Source organism: Primorskyibacter marinus (assembly GCF_003313245.1).
GTDB classification, from domain to species: domain Bacteria; phylum Pseudomonadota; class Alphaproteobacteria; order Rhodobacterales; family Rhodobacteraceae; genus Primorskyibacter; species Primorskyibacter marinus.
In genome coordinates, this window is the sequence record NZ_QJSD01000012.1 from 1 (window position 1) to 19,211 (window position 19,211).

Here is a 19,211-nt window from a genome sequence, read left to right on the forward strand (position 1 = left end):
CGGTTCATTCTGTTATCGATGAGGTCGTTGACGACGGTTGGGTCTGCGAGTGTTGATGTGTCGCCGAGGGATCCGTAGTCGTTTTCGGCGATTTTGCGCAGGATGCGGCGCATGATCTTGCCGGAGCGTGTCTTGGGCAGGCCGGGGGCCCATTGGATGAGGTCGGGGCTGGCGATGGGGCCGATCTCGGTGCGGACCCATGTGCGCAGCTCTTTCATCAGCTCGTCGGACGGCTCGATCCCGTTCATCAGGGTGACATAGCAATAGATGCCCTGGCCCTTGATCGTGTGCGGATAGCCGACCACGGCGGCCTCGGCCACCTTGGCATGGGCGACCAGCGCCGATTCAACCTCTGCCGTGCCCATCCGGTGGCCCGACACGTTGATCACGTCATCGACGCGCCCGGTGATCCAGTAATCGCCATCCGCGTCGCGGCGACAGCCATCGCCCGAGAAATAATAGCCTTTGTAATCCGAGAAATAGGTCTTCTCGAACCGCTCATGGTCACCCCAGATGGTGCGCATCTGGCCCGGCCAGCTGTCTTTCAACGCCAGCACACCTTCGGTCGGGCTGGTATCGATTTCCTCGCCCGTCTGCGGGTCCAGCACCACCGGCACCACGCCGAAAAACGGCTTCATCGCGGCACCCGGTTTGGTCGCATGCGCGCCGGGCAGCGGCGTCAGCAGGTGCCCGCCGGTTTCGGTCTGCCACCAGGTATCGACGATCGGGCAGCGGCCCTGACCCACCACGTCATTATACCAGTTCCAGGCCTCGGGGTTGATCGGTTCGCCCACCGTCCCAAGGATTCGCAGCGACGATAGATCGGCACCGGTTACGAAATCGTTACCCTGTCCCATCAGCGCGCGAATCGCCGTCGGCGCGGTGTAGAACTGGTTCACCTTATGCTTCTCGCAGACCTGCCAGAACCGGCTGGCATCGGGATATGTCGGCACGCCCTCGAACATGACAGTGGTGGCACCATTGGCCAGGGGCCCATAGATGATGTATGAGTGGCCCGTCACCCACCCAACATCTGCCGTGCACCAAAAGACATCGCCCTCGTGGTAATCGAACACGATTTCATGGGTCATGGCGGCGTAAACCAAATATCCACCTGTTGTGTGCACAACTCCTTTCGGCTGACCCGTCGACCCGGAGGTATACAGAATGAACAAAGGATCCTCGGCCCCCATTTCGGCGGGCCGGCTGACATCGGAGGCTTCAAGCGCCATCTCGTTATAGTCAAAGTCACGCTCGTCGATCCAGGTGGTCTGCCCGCCGGTGCGCTTGACCACCAGGCATTTCACACTGTCCTTGCAATGCAGCAGGGCGGCGTCGGCATTGGATTTCAGCGCGGTCTTGCGGCCACCGCGCGGAGCCTCGTCGGCGGTGATGACAAGTTTGGCGTCGCAGCCATTGACGCGTGCGGCCAGCGCATCGGGGGAAAAGCCCGCGAAGACGATGGAATGGATCGCACCGATCCGCGCGCAGGCCAGCATGGCATAGGCGGCCTCGGGGATCATCGGCAGGTAGATCACCACCCGGTCGCCGCGGCGCACGCCCAGCGTTTCAAGGATATTGGCCATGCGGCACACATGCCCGTGCAGCTGGCGATAGGTGATGTGCCTGGCGTCTTCCTCGGGGTTGTCCGGCTCGAAGATGATCGCGGTCTGATCGCCGCGCGTCGCCAGATGCCGATCGACGCAATTGGCCGCCACGTTCAGCGTGCCATCGGCGAACCAGTTGATCGAGACATTGCCAAGCGTGAAATCCGTCTCCTTCACCTTGGTATACGGCTTGATCCAGTCAACCCGCTTGCCTTCCTCCGCCCAGAACGCCTCCGGATCCGAAACAGACGCCGCATAACGCCGCTCATACCCCGACGCATCAACATGCGCATTCTCAGACAAATCCATCGACGGAGGATAGGTGGTCGCAGTTTCGGTTGAGGTTTGTTTGGTCATCAGAGGCTCCTCCCTGAGTGAAGCATTTCGTGGCTCGATCCTGGTCAATTTCGCGACTGAAGATCGGGTCTGTCTGTTGCAGTAAATATACCGTGATACGAAAATAATTAAACAAGTATCAGAAAAATAACAGTTTTACTGTAAATTATTTTCACGAAGGCGCGCAAATCTGTAAAAATATTTGCCTGACCTTAAGGAAATCCCTGTGAATCAGCACTCTCTTGATTTTGCGTAGTTCAGTGAAAATTAACGGTAGCGCAATCATCGGGACGGGAGGTCCATCATGGGGTGCGGCAAAATGTTTCAGTATGCTGTTGTATGCCGTCAGCGCCTGCTGATGGACCGCCGCTCAAGACGTTCAACCTAAGCCTGCGTCGCAGGTGATTCTCTCGCTGAGTTCTCTGCACAATCATTGCGATGTGTGTCGACATCGAAAAGACCCAAGAGCCTTCTCGAAAACAATTGTCAAAACGCCTGCGAGGGGCTTTGGGCGTGGTCTGAAAACCGGGAAGGGGCGTCCTAGTCTTCGTGGATGCCCTCAGCGGTGAAGACACCGCCCTGAAACCGCACTTCCGGCGTATCCGGAGCGGGCCGCGCCTTATTGGCATCAATCGTCGGCCTGTAGTCTTCAGAGTTGTCTTGCGGTTTCCAGCCCAGGTAGCCGACTTTGGCGTTATCCCACCAACCGGCGTCATTGTCAGACGCGCCGTAGACTACCGGGCATCCCAGTCTGGAGATCGCAAAGACCCGTTCGATCAGCCGAACGAAATCGTCTTGGCTTAGCCAGGTGGACAGGTGCCTGTGATCGGAAGGTTCGGGCAAGCAGCTTCCGATGCGCAGGATGGCGGTCTCGATCCCGAACTTGTCGTGGTACATATTGGCGAGCGCCTCACCGAACACTTTGGATACACCGTAAAGGCTGTCCGGCCGCGGGTAGGCATCGGAATCAAGTCGCTCATTTTGCGGATAGTACCCGATTGCGTGGTTGGAACTGGCAAAGACGATCCGATTGCAGCCTTGTTTGCGCGCGGCTTCATACAGGTTGAAAACGCCGTCAATATTGGCGGAACTGATCACGTTCCAACTGTCCTCGATAGAACGCCCACCAAGATGCACAATACCGTCACAGCCCTTGACGAGTGCCTCGACTGCGGTCTTGTCACTGAGGTCGCAGGGCATCAATTCTTCATTCGGACCGGCTTTGCCCAGATCCGCGATGTCCGACAGGCGCAGCGTATCGGCCAGATGCGCCAGCTTGCTGCGCAAGACAGATCCCAGCCCTCCTGCCGCGCCGGTGATCAGTAGTCTTTTCATGGCATTGTCCTTCAATTATTTCCGACTGCCCGAAGGCCTGCAACGCAGATCGAAGTTTGCCTGTACGGTTGCGGCGATGCCGCAATCCTTTGAACCTTATCCGGCAAAACGCTTTTGCGGCAGGCCGGTCGCGCCCAGACCAGTGATGGCGAACAGCCCGCCAGCCTGGGGTTGATCTGTCCCTTCGGTCAGGTCTGCGCCGATCGAGGTGACAAAAAGGATGTCCAGATCCTTGCCACCGAACATCGGTTTGGTGGGTTTTTCAACCGGCATGTCTATGGTCAGAAGTATCTCGCCCTCGGGAGAAATCCGGTAGACCTGCCACCCGCTGACGCCAGCCATCCAGTAACAGCCTTCGGAATCGACCGTGCCGCCATCGGGCCGACCGGCAACGTTGCGTGTGTCGAAGAACACGCGCGCCGGGCCGGGCGTTCCGGTCGCGGTGTCGTAGTCGCAGGCCCAGACCGTACGGACCCGCGCATTGCTGTCGGAGAAATACATGGTTTGCCCATCGGGAGAAAAGGCAAGGCCGTTGGTCGTATAAATGCCACTTTTCCAAGGGTGAACGATACGGTCTGCATCCAGACAATAAAACCGACCCATCGGTTGCGGCGCGCCGCCGTCTTTCATCGAACCGGCCCAGAACCTGCCCTGCGCGTCGGTGGCACCGTCGTTGAACCGGTTATCTGGCAGATGCGCTTCGGGGTCAGAGATATGGTCGCGTCGACCGCTATCCGGGTCGTAAAGCCAGAAGCCCGATTTGGTGGCCAGCACAAGCCCGCCTGCCTCCCGGACTGCCAGACAACCAACCGGTTCACCAAATTCCTGCGCGGTGTTTTCGCGCGTCACGGGATCATAGCGGTGGATCAGCCCGGCGGAGATATCCACCCACCACAGCACCTGTGCGCGGTCGTCCCAGACGGCACCTTCGCCAATCATGCTGCGGCTGGGGACTACACATTCAATTTGCATGACAAAGCCTCATTGTGGATACGGTCTTTGGCGAGCAACGCCGCCGGGTAAGAAATCATCGTGCCGGATCGCCGACGTGATCTGGCAGTGTTTCCGACGTGTTTGATCCTTGCGGTTGCCCAGAAATGGCATGCTATACGTCCAAGGACAACTCAGGTTCTCAGCCGTGACGGGCCACCCTGCAAGATGCGCCCACCGCCACCATCCCCAACCGGTGTGCGGGCGGCGCTTGTCTTGACAATTTATCGCATCACGTTCTGCCGGGTGTGGACTCTACCCTCCCTTTGTCGACTATGATGAGGCCGACTTGCATTGGGACTGCGTCGACCGCTGAATGGTGACGTGACTGACTTGCGCCTCTCTGCATATGCTGTGGGGGCGGGGCAGGACCTGAAACATGTAACAAATAGAGGCTCCCTTGACCGACACCCGCATCGCCGACATTCGCGTCACGCCAATTGCCTTTTCCGATCCGCCGCTGCGCAACAACGCTGGCTGCCACCAGCCCTATGCGTTGCGTTCCATCGTCGAGGTGGAGACGGAAGGCGGCATCGTGGGCTTGGGCGAGACGCATGCCGGCAAAGAGCTGCTGGACGGGATGACGGACCTCGCCCCGCGATTGATCGGGATGGATGTGACCGATCTCAACGGGCTATGGGCCCATGCGCGGCGTGCGCTTTGGCCGATGCCCGATCCCCGGGTGCAACTGCGCGTGGTTGCCGGGATCGAGGTTGCGATGTGGGACGCGTATGGCAAGGCCACTGATCGGCGGGTCTGCGACCTGTTGGGCGGACAAATGCGCAAGACCGCCCCATTTTCGGCCTATCTGTTTTACAAGTTCGCCAAACACGCAGGCCGCGACACCGCCGATATGTGGGGCGAGGTGGCCACGCCTGAACAATTGGTCAACGAGGCCCACACCCTTGTCGATCAACACGGGTTCCGGTCCTTCAAGGTCAAGGCCGGCGTTCTGCCCCCCGACGAAGAAATCGCCGGGCTGGAGGCCTTGCGCGAGGCGTTCCCGAATGCGCCGTTACGGCTTGATCCGAATGGTGGCTGGCATCTTCATACCACGTTGGACCTGCTGCCAAGGCTTGATGGGCTGGTGCAGTATCTGGAGGATCCGACGCATGGCATTCCGGCCATGGCAACCGTACAGGCAGCAACGGAAATTCCGCTGGCCACAAGCATGTGCATTACCAGCGACGCGGATTTGCCCGAGGGGATTTCGCGCAAAGCCGCGCAGGTGATCCTGTCTGACCATCATTATTGGGGCGGGCTACAGGCGACACGCGAATTGGCACGGATCTGCGCGATCTGGGGTGTCGGCTTGTCGATGCATTCAAACTCGCATTTGGGTATCAGCCTGGCGGCGATGGCGCATCTTGCCGTGTCCTTGCCGCATCTGAGTTATGACTGCGACACGCATTACCCGTGGCAGACGGATGAGGTGATCGAGGGCGGAAAGCTGCGCTTTGACAAGGGCGCGCTGACGCTGCCCGAAGGGCCGGGGCTGGGGGTGACGCTGGACCGCGATGCCCTGAAACGGTTGCATCAGAATTATCTCGATTGCGGCTATACAGAGCGTGACGATGCAAGCGAGATGCGCAAACACCTTCCCGACTGGCAATACGCGCATCCGCGCTTCTGAACCTCTGATCGAAAAGGCCCGACATGCCAACGGCTTGTAGGCGATATTTGCCGGAACGAAAGACGATACAAATGCAGCACATCACCTATGACGCCGTCAATGCACATCTGTCCTGGCCGGATGCCATTCAGGCGTTGAACGAGGGCCACAAAGCGCCAAAACCAGAGCTTGACGATATGTTCCTTGGCCCGTCAGACGCGACCTTGCTGAACCGGGGGGCCTATATCGAAGGCTTGGGTTATGGCGCGAAGGCAGTGACGGTCTTCGGTGCCAACGCGCGGCGCGGCTTGCCGACAGTACAAGGCGCAATGTTCCTTTTTGCGCCCGAGGACGGTCAGCTGCGCGCCATCATCGAAAGCCGTCTTGTCACCGAATGGAAAACCGCAGCCGACAGCGTTCTGGGTGCGCGGCTTCTGGCCCGGCCGGACGCCAGGCGGTTGCTGATCGTGGGGGCGGGTACGGTCGCGGCCTCGCTGGTGCGCGCCTATTCCGCCGGGTTTTCGGGATTGGACAGTATTCAGGTCTGGGCGCGCCGGGGCGAGCAGGCAGAGGCGCTGGTTGCCAAGATGCAGACGGAAGGATTTGATGTCGAGGCTGTGCAGGACTTGCAGGCGGCGGCCGGGCAGGCCGACATCATCTCGACCGCCACGATGGCACGCGCGCCGATATTGCTGGGCGATTGGATCGCGCCGGGCACACATGTCGATCTGATCGGTGCCTTCAAGGCGGATATGCGCGAGGCGGATGATGCGCTGATGCGCAAGGCAAGCGTGTTTGTCGATAATCGCGACACGACCCTGCACCATATCGGCGAGTTGATCATGCCGCTTGCCTCTGGCGCATTGGCCGAAAGCGATGTTCTGGGCGACTTCTATGATCTTGTGGGCGGCGCGCCGGGGCGCACGAGTAGCGATCAGATCACCGTGTTCAAAAACGGCGGCGGCGCGCATCTTGACCTGATGATGGCGCGCTATATCGCTTCGGTTGTCTGAGGCCGGATCAGAGCGGAATGTACTCCACCGGATCGCCCGCATCGCGCGCCGGATCATGCGGAGGACGCACCAACAACGCGTCTGACAGGCCCAGAACGGACAACAAGGAGCTATCTTGCCGCTGGTCGGGCAGAATGCCGTTTTCTGTCAGCCGCGCCCGCATGTAATGTTCGCGCGGGCCGTTGGCAGGCTGGGATTGGGCCAGAACGGTTTGCTTGCGCAGGGCTTGCGCGCGGGGCAGGCCCAGCATGGCCCGGATCACCGGGGCCACGAAAACATGTCCGCAAACCATGGCCGAGACGGGATTGCCGGGCAGTCCGATCATCATCGCGCCGTTCAATGTCCCTGCCATCAGCGGTTTGCCGGGCCGCATCGCCACTTTGTAAAACGCGCGGTCCATGCCCAGGTCGCCCGCCACCTTGCCAACAAGATCGTGATCACCAACTGACGCACCACCGATCGTCACCACCAGATCCGCGTCTTGGGCAAGATCAAAGGCAGTGCGCAAAGAGGCCTCATCATCGCGGGCCAACGGTAACAGTCGCGGCCGGGCACCCAGATCGCGCAGCAGCGCATGCAGGCCGAACGTATTGGATGCGATGATCTGATCCGGGCCGGGGACTTCGCCGGGCATCACCAACTCGTCGCCCGTGGACAGGACCGCCACCTCTGGCCGACGGGTCACAGGCACCTGCGCCACGTTCATTGAGGCCAGAAAAGCGACAAGAGCGGGCGTCAGCCGCACGGAGGCGTCGATGGTCTGTCCTACTCGAAAGTCATCGCCTTCGGCGCGGATATGCGGTCCCTTGTCCAACCCCTCTGTGACGGTGATGACATCGCCATCGCGCGTCACATCTTCCTGGATCACAATGCGGGTGGCACCTTGGGGGACGGGCGCGCCGGTGAAGATGCGCACAGCCTCGCCCGGCCCAACCGGGCCGTCAAAGCGCGATCCGGCCGCCGCTTCGCCGATCACCGTAAAGCTGTCGCCGGGGGCTGCCGCGACAACCGCATAGCCATCCATCGCAGAGGCTGAAAATGGCGGCTGATTGCGTGTCGCAGAAACCGTACGCGCCAGGACGCGGCCGTTTGCCTCGATCAAGGGGATCTCTTCAACGGGCAGTGTGGGGGCGCGCGAAAACAGCCGGTCAAGCGCTTCTGAAACGGGGATCATGTCGCGTCGTACCGGCCGGATTTTCCGCCGTCTTTCAACACAACGCGAATGCCGCCGATCTGCATCGTCTTGTCCACGGCCTTGGCCATGTCATAGATCGTCAGCGCGGCGGTGCTGACGGCGGTCAGGGCCTCCATCTCCACGCCGGTCTGTCCGGTGGTCTTGACGGTGGCTTCGATCCGCAGGCCGGGCAGGTCCGCATCGGGCGTGATCTCGACCGCGACCTTCGTGACAGGCAGGGGATGGCACAGCGGGATCAGGTCGGGCGTTTTCTTGGCCCCCATGATGCCCGCCAGCCGGGCCACGCCGATCACGTCGCCTTTTTTGGCGCGGCCTTCGGTGATGATGTCAAAGGTCTCGCGCGTCATCAGCACATGGCCCTCTGCCACGGCCACGCGCGCCGTCACGGGTTTGTCCGAGACATCAACCATATGGGCATCGCCCTTGGCGTCGAAATGGGTCAGGCCGCTCATGCCGATACCGGATCTGACAGAAGCTGCCGGGTCGCGGTCGCCACATCCGCCTGCCGCATCAGGCTTTCGCCGATCAGGAAGGTGCGGGCCCCGTAGGAGGCCATGTCGGCCAGATCCTCGCCTGTGTTCAGCCCGGATTCAGAGATCAGCAGGCGGTCCTCCGGCACGCGTTTCGAAAGTGTGCGCGTGGTGTCCAGCGAGGTCTCAAACGTCTTGAGGTTGCGGTTGTTCACCCCGATCAGCGCCGATTTCAGCCGTAGCGCGCGGTCCAGTTCCGGGGCGTCATGCACCTCTATCAGCGCGTCCATGCCCCAGTGATGCGCGGCGTCCTCCAGCTCTGCCGCTTGCGCGTCGGACACGCTGGCCATGATGATCAGGATGCAATCGGCGTGCAGCGCGCGGGCTTCGGCCACCTGATAGGTGTCATACATGAAATCCTTGCGCAGCGCGGGCAGGGCCGTGGCGCGGCGGGCCTCGGTCAGGAAATCCTTGGCACCCTGAAAGCTGGGCGTGTCGGTCAGAACGGACAGGCAGGTGGCACCGCCATCCTCATACGCCTTGGCCAGCGTGGCGGGGTGGAAATCCGCGCGGATCAGGCCTTTGGAGGGCGAGGCTTTCTTGACCTCGGCGATCAGACCGTAGCCGGTTTGCGACGCTTTACGCAGTGCTTCGGCAAAGGGACGCACGGGCGGTGCTGCGCGGGCGGCGTCCTCAACAGCGACAAGCGGCGTGGCGGCTTTGTCGGCGGCGACTTCTTCCAGCTTGTAGGCTTTGATCTTGTCGAGGATGGTCCGGGTCATTGCGTCGTCCAGTTGATCTGTGTCTCACCCCTTGCCTTAAGCCAGTCATTGACTTTGGAAAAGGGGCGCGAGCCGAAAAAGCCGCGTCTGGCCGATAGCGGCGAAGGGTGCGGGCTGCGCAGGATCAGATGTTCCGCACTGGTCAGGGTGTCGGCAAACCCCTGCGCATGCTTGCCCCACAGGATGAAGGCACGGGGCGATTTGTCCAGTTCTGCGAGCACCTGTCGCGTCAGGGTCGACCAACCCAGTTTCGCGTGGCCACCCGCATTGCCCGCAGGCACCGTCAGCGCCGTGTTGAGCAACAGCACGCCCTGCCGCGCCCAGAACCGCAGGTCGCCATCCGAAGGGGATGCATCAAGATCGTCTTGCAACTCTTTGAAAATATTTGAGAGAGATCGAGGCAGCGGTCGTACATCCGGTTCGACCGAGAAAGACAATCCGTGGGCGTGGCCGGGTGTCGGGTACGGATCCTGGCCAAGGATCACCACACGGGTGTCATCGGGCGCGCAGGCGTCAAGCGCGGCAAAGATCAGATCTTCGGGTGGCAGGATCTGCCGGGTCTCTGTTTCCAAAGCGGCGGCAATCCCCGGCGATGTCGTGGTAAAAAATGGCAGATGTGCCCAAGCAGGGGGCGGGTGCAACATCATCAGGTGGCTTGGGTGATGCGGGCGAGCGCCTCAATCCGCGCCTTTGCGGCACCGCTGTCGATACTCTCGCAGGCCATGGCCACGCCTTCGCGCAGATCGCTAGCCTTGCCAGCCACGACCAGTGCTGCGGCGGCGTTCAGCAGCACCGCGTCGCGGTAAGCCGACGGCGCGCCGTCCAGCAGGGCGCGGAACGCCACGCCGTTTTCTTCTGGCGTGCCGCCGATAATGTCGTCGAACGGATGCACGGGCAGGCCCGCATCCTCGGGATGCAGTTCCGATTCGCGGATCGTGCCGTCCTCTTCCAGTGCCGCCACCCAGCTAACACCGGTTATGGTCAACTCATCCGTGCCGTCAGAGCCGTGTACCAGCCAGGCGCGTTCGGAACCCAGCTTGGCCAACGTCTCTGCCATCGGGCGGATCAGGTCGCGGGTGAAAGCCCCGGTCAACTGCCGTTTCACGCTTGCCGGGTTGGTCAACGGCCCGAGAATGTTGAACATCGTGCGGGTGCCAAGCTCGGCCCGCACCGGACCGACATGGGCCATGGCAGGGTGATGCATGGGGGCCATCATAAAACAGATGCCCGCTTCTTTCAGAGCCTTTTCAACGGTTTCCACGCCGATCATCACGTTGACGCCCATCTGGCCCAACGCGTCCGCCGCGCCCGATTTCGACGACAGGTTGCGGTTGCCATGCTTGGCGACCACGACACCCGCACCGGCCACCACAAAGGCCGTCGCGGTCGAAATGTTCAGCGTGCCTTTGCCGTCGCCGCCGGTGCCGACAATGTCTATCGCACCTTCGGGCGCGCGAACCTTGTGACACTTGGCGCGCATGACGCCGGCGGCGGCGGCATATTCCTCGACCGTTTCGCCACGAGTGCGCAGCGCCATCAGCAACCCGCCGATCTGGGCCGGGGTGGCCTCGCCCTCGAACAGGATCTCGAAAGCCTGATGCGCCTCTGTTTCGGTCAGCGCGCGATCCGGGGCGGCCCCGATCAGGGGCTTGAGCGCGTCACTCATGCGGGCACCTTCAGTTCCTTCACGAAATTTTGCAGCAGGGCATGGCCATGTTCGGACGCAATCGATTCCGGATGGAACTGTACGCCGTGGATCGGCAGCGTCTTGTGTTGCAGACCCATGATGGTCCCATCCTCCAACTCAGCCGTGATTTCCAATTCCTCGGGCAGCGTGTCCCGGTCCACCACCAGCGAATGATAGCGCGTCGCGTCAAAGGGCGAGGGCAGGCCTGCGAACACACCTTTGCCCGCATGTTGCATTGCGCCCATCTTGCCATGCACGATCTCGTGGCAGCGCACGACCTGGCCGCCAAAGGCCTGCCCGATGGATTGGTGGCCTAGGCAAACCCCCATCAAGGGTGTGCGGGTTTCCGCCGCCGCCAGCACCATCGACAGGCAGATCCCCGCCTGATCGGGCGTGCCGGGGCCGGGGGACAGCAGGATGCCCGCCGGTTTCAGCGCCATGGCCTGCTGCACATCCAGCGCGTCATTGCGCCAGACCTTCACATCCGCGCCCAATTCGCCCAGATAGTGGACGAGGTTATAGGTGAAGCTGTCGTAGTTATCGATGAGCATCAGCATGGGTCGATTTCCCTGTCTGGGGCTGGTGGCCGGGGCCTTGGTCGCGGTATACATGCTCTGGCTTGGCAGGCAGCGTCAAGGGCTTGGCTACGTCGCAGGCCCATGTGCGGCCATGAAGGACAACGAGAGGGCAGTAAAGTGGCAAAGGGTTTTCTCTCCGGAGCAGTGTTAGGCACCGTGACCGCCGTCGCCGGGGCAGGGGCCTTGTCGTTGGCTGTCGGAATGCCGCAGCCGCAACGCCCAGAGGTTGTCGCCGTCGAGGTTCCTGCCGGGTCCGCCTTTGACGATGTCCGCGATGACCGTGCCGCCACGCGCCCCGCGTCAGAGACAAGTGGCCCGGCCGGAGAAGCCCCCCGGATCACTGCGCCGGTGCCGGATGACCTGGCGCGGCTTGCCGATGCCGACACGATGCCGGTGGCGGCACCTTCGCCGGACATGGGTGCAAATGCGATGACCGCGCCTGATGCCGGGGTATCAAGCGGTGCTGTGACAGTGCAGTCCGAAACGCCGGCCCCGGTCGCCGTGGAGCCATCGGCCGCGCCTGCGACACCTGAGGCAGAGACGCGCCTGACGGTATCCACTGAACCTGCAAATCCTCCGGCATCTCTTGTAGAGGAACGCCTGAACGGTCTTACCCCGCCTGAAGACGCAACTGATGACGGCGTGTTCGTCCAAAGCATGCGGGCCGAAGCGATCAACGGTGGACCGGTGCCACAACCGTGGCGCCCGAACGCCGGTGTCGCGATGTTCGATGCGCCGGCCCAGCCCGCGCCACCTACGGCCGAGGATACCACGCCGCCTGCGGCAATCGACACGCCCCCGGCAGCCACGGTCAGCGGCCTTTCCGAGCCATCTGCCCCGGCACCTTTCGTGAATCAGGACGATCCGGGGTTGGCACAGGATAGCGCCGAAGATGCGCCGACTGCCGGGGGCGTGTCTGATGCGACGGCTGCAACTGATGGCTCCCGGTCCGAAGCTGAAGAGCCTGCGGATGCGCCCGTTCTGACGGACTCGCAGGAAGCTGCTGTCGCAGAAGAGAAAGAAGCATCAGACGTGGTTATTGCCGACGTAGAGACTGCCCGATCTGTTCCCGATGATGGCAACGAACAGCCCGCAGACCGCGAGAACGCTGCCGACACTGTAGCGCCGACAACTGGTGGCGGTGAAGGCGTCGGGTCAGGTTCCGACGATGGTGCGGATGCGGGAGCGGACGAAGCGGGTGACATGGACTCTGTCGAAGCGACCCAGGCGGATGATAGCGACCCATCGGATGAACCACCGGCAATCACGATGTCGGACGCACAGCAAGACGAGGGGCCAGCGCCAGCCGATACCGATCGCGCTGAGGCCAGCGCAGACACCGGCGCTGAGGAAAATGTGAACCTGGGTGCCGAAGAGCCGAGCATGGCACCGCCAGAAGACATGATTGCTGAGAGCGCCCCGGTGATTGGCAGTCAGCCAGTCCAAACCGCCGCGCCCGATGCAAGCGCAGAGTTACCCGGCAACGCGGTGGCTCTGGCGGAACTGTCGCCCCTTGAACGTTTCGGCGCGCCCTTCCAGCCTGCGGGCGAAAAGCCATTATTGTCGGTGATTCTCATCGATGATGGAACAGGCCCGCTTGGGCCGGACGCCATTGACGGCTTTCCCTTTGCGGTGACTTTTGCGCTTGATGCCGCCAGCCCCGATGCGCGGCAGCGGATGACGCTTTACCGAGAAAAGGGCTACGAGGTGATGGCACTTGCAGATCTGCCGCAAGAGGCTGGCGTCAATGCCGCAGAGGGTGCCTTGGACGCGCTGTTGAACGATCTGCCAGAAGTGGTTGCCGTGCTTGAGGGCGATCAGGCCGGCCTTCAGGGGGCGCGTGCAATATCCGATCGCGTGACGCAGACAGTCCTGCAAAGCGGTCACGGGCTGGTCATGCGGCCCAACGGGCAGAACTCCGCACAACTGCTTGCCGTGCAACAGGGCGTGCCCGCCGCAACAGCGTTTCGGGATCTTGACGGGCAGGGACAGGGACAGACCGCGATCCGAAGGTTCCTCGATCAGGCGACAACGCAGGCAACCTCGCGGGCAGGCCGGGAACAGCCGATCATTCTGCTTGGTCGGCTGCGTGCGGAAACGCTGGCATCGCTGATGCTCTGGGGGATGCAGGACCAGACCAAGGATGCCGTCGACATCGTACCGGTGTCGTCTTTTCTGTTGCAGCTGGCGGACTGACCCTCACGCCACAGTGGTGAACTGATCGCGTGAACCCTTTGCCAATGTCATGTTTCGACCGTCCCTTTATGCGCAACACAAGGCCGCCCGGTCAGCTTTGCTGACCGGGCGGCCGGGCGACGCCGAAGGCGGCGCAATTCCTGGCCGAATGGGCCTAGCTATCTGATCAAAGGTTGCCGGACCCGGTAAAGCGCGCGGCATCTTCCGCGGCCATGCGAATGGCGTTGGATTTATGTACCGTCTCCTGATACTCGGCTTCCGGGTCGCTGTCATAGACCACGCCGCCGCCGGCCTGGATATACAGCTTTTCGTCCTTCACCACGGCCGTGCGCAGGGTGATGCACATATCCATGTCGCCGCCCGCGCTGAAATAGCCGACACCACCGCCGTAGACACCGCGTTTTTCCGGTTCCAGCTCGTCGATGATCTCCATCGCGCGCACTTTCGGTGCGCCGGACACCGTGCCCGCGGGCAGTCCCGCCAGCAAGGCCGACAGCGCGTCGTGATCGTCGTCCAATTCACCCACCACGTTCGAGACGATATGCATGACGTGGCTGTAGCGTTCGATGATGAATTGTTCGGTGGGGGTCACGGTGCCGACCTTCGACACGCGGCCGGTATCGTTGCGGCCCAGATCAAGCAGCATCAGATGCTCGGCCAGTTCCTTCTTGTCCGCCAGCAGATCGGCCTCCAGCGCCTTGTCCTCGGCGGGGGTGGCACCGCGTTTGCGTGTCCCCGCGATTGGCCGAATGGTCACTTCACGGCCAAAGACCCGCACAAGGATTTCCGGCGATGCGCCGATCACCTGAAAATCGCCGAAGTTGAAATAGAACATGAAGGGCGACGGATTGGTGCGACGCAGCGACCGGTAAAGCGAGAAGGGCGGAAGCGGGAAATCCTGCGTCCAGCGTTGCGCGGGCACGACCTGAAAAATGTCACCTGCGCGAATGTATTCCTTGGCCTTTTCGACCGCCGCCTTATACGCATCCTTGGTGAAATTCGACACCGGATCGGCGGTTGCGCTGGCCTCGCCCAGATCGCGGCTGGCCTGCGGCATGGCGCGTTCCAGATCGCGCACCGCGTCCATCACCCGCTCTGCGGCCTGTGCATAGGCTGCGCGCGCGGACAGGCCTTCGCGGGTCCAGGCGGGGGCCACGACGGTGACCTCGCCCTTGACGCCATCCAGAACCGCCACGACAGAAGGCCGCATCAGCACCGCATCGGGCAGGCCCAGCGTGTCGGGATTGACGTTCGGCAAATGCTCGACCAGCCGGATCATGTCATAGCCAAGGTACCCAAACAGCCCCGCCGCTGCCTGTGGCAAATCGGCAGGCAGTTCGATCCGGCTTTCGGCGATCAGGGCGCGAAGTGTCTCAAGCGGATGACCCTCCAGCGGGGTAAAGCTCTCGCGGTCAAAGCGTGCCTGCCGGTTGATGCTGCTCTGTTCGCCGTCGCAGCGCCAGATCAGGTCAGGCTTCATGCCGATCATCGAATACCGGCCACGCACCTCGCCGCCGGTCACCGATTCCAGCATGAACGCATCCCGCGCAGCACCTGTCAGCTTCAGCATCAGCGATACCGGCGTGTCCAGATCTGCCGCCAACCGAGCATGCACAATCTGGTTTTGTCCGGCCTGATAGGCGCGGGCAAAAGTTTCATAGTCGGGGGTCAGTTGCACCATTCTCGAACCTTACTGGAATTGCGCGTGAACCGCGTTGATGGCTTGCTGGTTCAGTTCCAGCCCGATGCGGGACTGGATGTCCGTCGCCATGGCGCGGAACAGATCCTGCGAGATTGACGCCCCGGCCTGCTCGCGCAGCGTTGTCACCAGTTCCTGCGCATCGGCGCTGTCGCGATCAGCCGCCGAGATTTGGTCCAGACGTACCAGCAGCACGTTGTTCGATGCCGTGACCGCGCGCGCCTCGCCCGGTGCCATGTCAAACACCGCCAGCAGCACCTCTGGAGGCACGCCGCCTGCGAAATCGCCGCGCGTCGCGCCAGCCTCGGATCTGGGATCAAGCCCGAGGGTTTCAAATGTGCTGTCTCCGCCCAGTTGTCCGGCCATCTCTTCGGCCTTTGCTGCCAGCGTTTCCGTCCGGGTTTGCGTCAGCAAATCCTCTGCGACCTGATCGCGGACCTCGTCGAACGGGCGGGCTTGTGCCGGAATGTCCGAGTCGAGCCGCATGGCGTAGATGCCGCCATCGCCCAGCAGATCCATCTGCGGAAAATCCTCGGCGCTAAGCGCGGCTGCGGCGGTGCGGAACGCCTCGTAGCCGGTGATGTCGCCATCGGCTTGCCCGCGCCAGTCAACCTGACCAAGCTGCATATCGGTGGCCTTCGCGACCTGTTCCAGCGTCTCGCCGCCGGCCAGCCGATCATCCAGATCCTGCATCTGCGCTTCGATAGCGCGGCGGGCATTGTCCAGCGCAAGATCGTCGCGCAGCGCGGGCTGCGCATCCTCGAAAGAGGTGACTTGCGCAGGCAGAACGCCGTTTACACGAAACAAGGCCGGGCCGAGATTTGAGGCGAAGGGGCCGACAATGTCGCCGACCTCTGCGCCGAACACGGCCTCGCCGGCGGTGCCCAACTCGTCCTGGGCCACGTCCCCCATATCCACGTCGGCCAGCGCCAGACCGCGATTTTCAACCAGCGTCTCGAATTGCGTGTTGCCTGCATCCAGACTTTCGCGTGCGGCCTGTGCAGCCGCATCATCGGCAAAGACCAGACGTTCGGTCAGGCGACGCTCTGGCTGATTGAATTCAGCGTCGCGACGGTCATAGGCGGCGCGCAGATCGTCTTCGGACACTTCTACGCTGTCGATGATCATTTCGGGCGTCAGCCATGCATAGGTGATCGCCTTGGCCGCCGCGTCCGTGTAAAGCGCGATATTCTCGTCATACCAGGTTTTCAGCTCTTCCTCGGTCGGGTCCGGCAATGCGCCGTCCAGCAGCGCCGGGTCAAGCTGCGCCCATGTGAAATCACGGGTTTCGCCGGCATAGGCGACAATTACGTCGGCATAGGCGTCGGGGATCGTGTTGCCGGACAGCACGGCGGCTTGCAGCATGGTGCGGGCGGTCTCATCGCGCAGTTGTTCTTCGAACTGCGCCTCTGTCAGCCCGGCATTCTGAATGGCAAAGCGGTAGGCTTCGCGGTCAAAATCGCCATCAGCACCCTGAAAGGCGGAAATCTGGCGCAATTGCCGGGCCACAATTTCATCGCTGACAGAGATGCCAAGCCGCGAGGCTTCGGCGTCCAGCGCGCGTTCTGTTACCAGTCGTGACAGCACGGCGCGGTCCACACCCGCCGCCTGGGCATCGGCAAAGGTCAAGGCAGAGCCGCGTTCAGCCTCAATCGCGCGGATCTCGTTTTGCAGCGCGCGGGCATAGGTGTTGGTGTCGATTTCCTTGTCACCGACAGAGCCGACCGATCGCACGGTGCCGCTGAAATTGATCGCGCCAAAGCCCATGAGGCCGACGATCAGCAGACCCATCAGGATCCAGACCAGCGTTTTTCCGACGCTCTTCACCGGTGAAGCCATGATTTTCCCTTGCCTGTTCGTGCCGTGTCATTTGATGCGGTGTCTTTTAAGCGGCCCGGCCGCTGCTGCGGATGTCTACGCTGCACCGCCGTTTGGGGCAAGGGGCAGCGACAGTGCCTCCAGCCGGTCAAAAAGCGCCGCAATCCCCGCCGCATCGACATTGGCAAAGGCCACACGAATATGCCGCGCGCCCATGGGGTCATCGGGCGGCGTGAACATCGTGGCGGGCAGGGCGAGGACATGCGCCTGTCGTACCAGAAGCGGCGCAAGTTCATTGGCGGGCATGGCGAAAGGATGTTCCAGATACGCGAAATAGGCACCGACACCGCGCAAGCGCCAGCCCTGCGGCTCAAGCCGTGGAAAGCCGGTTTCAATCGCCGCACGCCGGGACAGGATCTCTGCCCGTTCGCCCGCCAGCCATTGCGTCAGGTTCTGCAATCCCCAAAGGGCGGCGCGCTGACCAAGTTGCGACGGGCAGATGGTCACCGCGTCGATGAACTTTTCGACCTCTTCCAGACGCGCGGGCGAGGTCATCACCGCCCCCACGCGATGCCCCGTCAGACGGAAGGATTTGGAGAAGGAATAAAGCACAATGACCGTGTCGGCCCAGTCCGGATCATGCAGAAGATCATGCGGCGCGCCACTGCGGCTGTCGAAATCGCGGTAGGTTTCGTCAAGGATCAGCTTAATTCCGGCGGCGCGTGCAAGATCGCGAAAGGCGTGGATCACCTCGGCCGGATATTCGACGCCCGTGGGGTTGTTCGGGCTGACCAGCGCAATCGCCCGCGTGCGGGGCGTAATCAGCGCGGCGGCGGCTTGCGGGTCGGGGATAAGATCCGGTCCGGTGGAAAGCGGCACCGCCCGCACGCCCGACATATCCAGCCACATCTTGTGATTGAAATACCACGGCACCGGCAGGATCACCTCGTCTCCCTCGCTGCAAAGCGAGGCGATCACCGCCGCGAAGGCCTGATTGCAGCCAGAGGTGATGCCCACTTGTTCCGGCAGAACGGTGCCTGCGTACCAGTCCGACCAGCGCGCCGCCAGTTCCGAGCGCAAGGCAGGCAGGCCCAGGTCGGGACCGTAAAGATGGGTGGTCGTATCCTCCAGCGCTTCAGCCATCGCGCGGCGTAGCACTTGCGGCGGCGGGGCCACGGGGGCGGCCTGGCTGACATTGATCAGCGGGCGGTCGGCTGGAAAGCTGACCCCGTTGAGCCATGCCCGCGCCGCCATGATCGGCGGGCGAAAGGTGGCAGCCGTGCGCGGCGTACTCATCTGCGTTCCCTATGGTGAATGGCGGTTGTGGACGACAAGGCTTCCGCGTCGTTCAAGGCTTGCGTGTTGCCGGCGATGCATCGCCTCAATCGGTGCCGCGATAAGGTTCCACATATTGCAGGGCCATGTCCCAGGGGAAGAAGATCCAGGTGTCCTGACTGACCTCGGTGATAAAGCTGTCGACCTGCGGGCGGCCCTGCGGCTTGGCGTAAACGGTGGCGATATGCGCCTTTGGCATGTGCTGGCGCACGACTTCCAGCGTGCGGCCTGTATCGACCAGATCATCCACCACCAGCACACCGGTGCCGTCGCCGATCAGATCCATGTCGGGCGACTTGATGACCTGCGGCTTGCTTTGCGTTTGGTGGTTGTAGCTTTTGATGCTGATCGTATCGACGGTGCGGATGTCCAACTCGCGTGCGACGATCATCGCGGGTGCCATGCCGCCGCGCGTGATTGCCACCACGGCGCGCCACCCCCCGTCCGCAGGGCCGTTGCCATCCAGTCGCCATGCCAGCGCGCGGGCATCGCGGTGAAGCTGGTCCCAGCTGACGTGAAACCCTTTTTCGTGCGGCAGTTGGTTGGTCATTAAGAACT

16 protein-coding genes are annotated in these 19,211 nt (G+C 62.2%); 3 read left to right on the forward strand and 13 right to left on the reverse strand.

The window, feature by feature from the left end:
* The 3 genes from acs to DMZ65_RS13655 all read right to left on the reverse strand — a co-directional run.
* On the reverse strand, window positions 1-1,916 hold a 1,916-nt coding region (acs, locus tag DMZ65_RS13645), incomplete at its 3' end, for an acetate--CoA ligase (RefSeq protein ID WP_438942732.1).
* A 567-nt stretch (window positions 1,917-2,483) separates the two neighbouring features.
* Entirely contained in the window at window positions 2,484-3,278 is a 795-nt protein-coding gene (locus DMZ65_RS13650) for an NAD-dependent epimerase/dehydratase family protein (RefSeq protein ID WP_116599449.1), read from the reverse strand.
* Between the two features lie 96 nt (window positions 3,279-3,374).
* Window positions 3,375-4,217, reverse strand: a complete 843-nt coding sequence (locus tag DMZ65_RS13655) for an SMP-30/gluconolactonase/LRE family protein (protein WP_157960632.1) — start codon at window positions 4,215-4,217, stop codon at window positions 3,375-3,377.
* A gap of 451 nt (window positions 4,218-4,668) precedes the next feature.
* Here DMZ65_RS13655 and DMZ65_RS13660 point away from each other — a divergent pair, with 451 nt between their 5' ends.
* Window positions 4,669-5,901 (forward strand): enolase C-terminal domain-like protein, encoded by a 1,233-nt coding sequence (locus DMZ65_RS13660; RefSeq protein ID WP_116599451.1) that lies wholly within the window; start codon window positions 4,669-4,671, stop codon window positions 5,899-5,901.
* A gap of 71 nt (window positions 5,902-5,972) precedes the next feature.
* On the forward strand, window positions 5,973-6,893 hold the full coding sequence (locus DMZ65_RS13665) for an ornithine cyclodeaminase family protein (protein ID WP_116599452.1): 921 nt from the start codon (window positions 5,973-5,975) through the stop codon (window positions 6,891-6,893).
* A 7-nt stretch (window positions 6,894-6,900) separates the two neighbouring features.
* On the opposite strand, the gene DMZ65_RS13670 is transcribed toward DMZ65_RS13665, so the two are convergent.
* Genes DMZ65_RS13670 through DMZ65_RS13695 form a run of 6 tightly spaced genes read right to left on the reverse strand, consistent with a single transcriptional unit; the run spans window position 6,901 to window position 11,584 of the window.
* Window positions 6,901-8,067 carry a molybdopterin molybdotransferase MoeA gene (locus DMZ65_RS13670; RefSeq protein ID WP_116599453.1) on the reverse strand — a complete coding sequence of 389 codons (1,167 nt, stop codon included), beginning with the start codon at window positions 8,065-8,067 and terminating at the stop codon, window positions 6,901-6,903.
* Window positions 8,064-8,540 carry a cyclic pyranopterin monophosphate synthase MoaC gene (gene moaC, locus DMZ65_RS13675; protein ID WP_116599454.1) on the reverse strand — a complete coding sequence of 159 codons (477 nt, stop codon included), beginning with the start codon at window positions 8,538-8,540 and terminating at the stop codon, window positions 8,064-8,066. The genes DMZ65_RS13670 and moaC overlap by 4 nt, the downstream gene beginning before the upstream one ends.
* Window positions 8,537-9,340, reverse strand: a complete 804-nt coding sequence (trpC, locus tag DMZ65_RS13680) for an indole-3-glycerol phosphate synthase TrpC (RefSeq protein ID WP_116599455.1) — start codon at window positions 9,338-9,340, stop codon at window positions 8,537-8,539. The genes moaC and trpC overlap by 4 nt, the downstream gene beginning before the upstream one ends.
* On the reverse strand, window positions 9,337-9,984 hold the full coding sequence (locus DMZ65_RS13685; RefSeq protein WP_116599524.1) for a uracil-DNA glycosylase: 648 nt from the start codon (window positions 9,982-9,984) through the stop codon (window positions 9,337-9,339). The genes trpC and DMZ65_RS13685 overlap by 4 nt, the downstream gene beginning before the upstream one ends.
* 2 nt (window positions 9,985-9,986) lie before the next feature.
* Window positions 9,987-11,006, reverse strand: a complete 1,020-nt coding sequence (trpD, locus tag DMZ65_RS13690) for an anthranilate phosphoribosyltransferase (protein WP_116599456.1) — start codon at window positions 11,004-11,006, stop codon at window positions 9,987-9,989.
* Window positions 11,003-11,584 carry an anthranilate synthase component II gene (locus tag DMZ65_RS13695; RefSeq protein ID WP_116599525.1) on the reverse strand — a complete coding sequence of 194 codons (582 nt, stop codon included), beginning with the start codon at window positions 11,582-11,584 and terminating at the stop codon, window positions 11,003-11,005. The genes trpD and DMZ65_RS13695 overlap by 4 nt, the downstream gene beginning before the upstream one ends.
* A 177-nt stretch (window positions 11,585-11,761) precedes the next feature.
* Here DMZ65_RS13695 and DMZ65_RS13700 point away from each other — a divergent pair, with 177 nt between their 5' ends.
* Window positions 11,762-13,801 (forward strand): divergent polysaccharide deacetylase family protein, encoded by a 2,040-nt coding sequence (locus tag DMZ65_RS13700; protein ID WP_157960633.1) that lies wholly within the window; start codon window positions 11,762-11,764, stop codon window positions 13,799-13,801.
* Between the two features lie 166 nt (window positions 13,802-13,967).
* Here DMZ65_RS13700 and trpE read toward each other — a convergent pair whose 3' ends face one another.
* The 4 genes from trpE to gpt all read right to left on the reverse strand — a co-directional run bounded on the left by trpE (window position 13,968) and on the right by gpt (window position 19,203).
* The gene (trpE, locus tag DMZ65_RS13705) at window positions 13,968-15,479 is read right to left on the reverse strand and encodes an anthranilate synthase component I (RefSeq protein WP_116599526.1); all 1,512 of its coding nucleotides are present in this window, start codon (window positions 15,477-15,479) and stop codon (window positions 13,968-13,970) included.
* A gap of 12 nt (window positions 15,480-15,491) precedes the next feature.
* Window positions 15,492-17,339 (reverse strand): peptidylprolyl isomerase, encoded by a 1,848-nt coding sequence (locus tag DMZ65_RS13710; protein ID WP_116599458.1) that lies wholly within the window; start codon window positions 17,337-17,339, stop codon window positions 15,492-15,494.
* Window positions 17,340-17,414: 75 nt separating this feature from the next.
* Entirely contained in the window at window positions 17,415-18,614 is a 1,200-nt protein-coding gene (locus tag DMZ65_RS13715) for an aminotransferase (protein WP_116599459.1), read from the reverse strand.
* A gap of 85 nt (window positions 18,615-18,699) precedes the next feature.
* On the reverse strand, window positions 18,700-19,203 hold the full coding sequence (gene gpt / locus DMZ65_RS13720) for a xanthine phosphoribosyltransferase (protein WP_084353467.1): 504 nt from the start codon (window positions 19,201-19,203) through the stop codon (window positions 18,700-18,702).
* Between the last annotated feature and the right edge of the window lie 8 nt (window positions 19,204-19,211).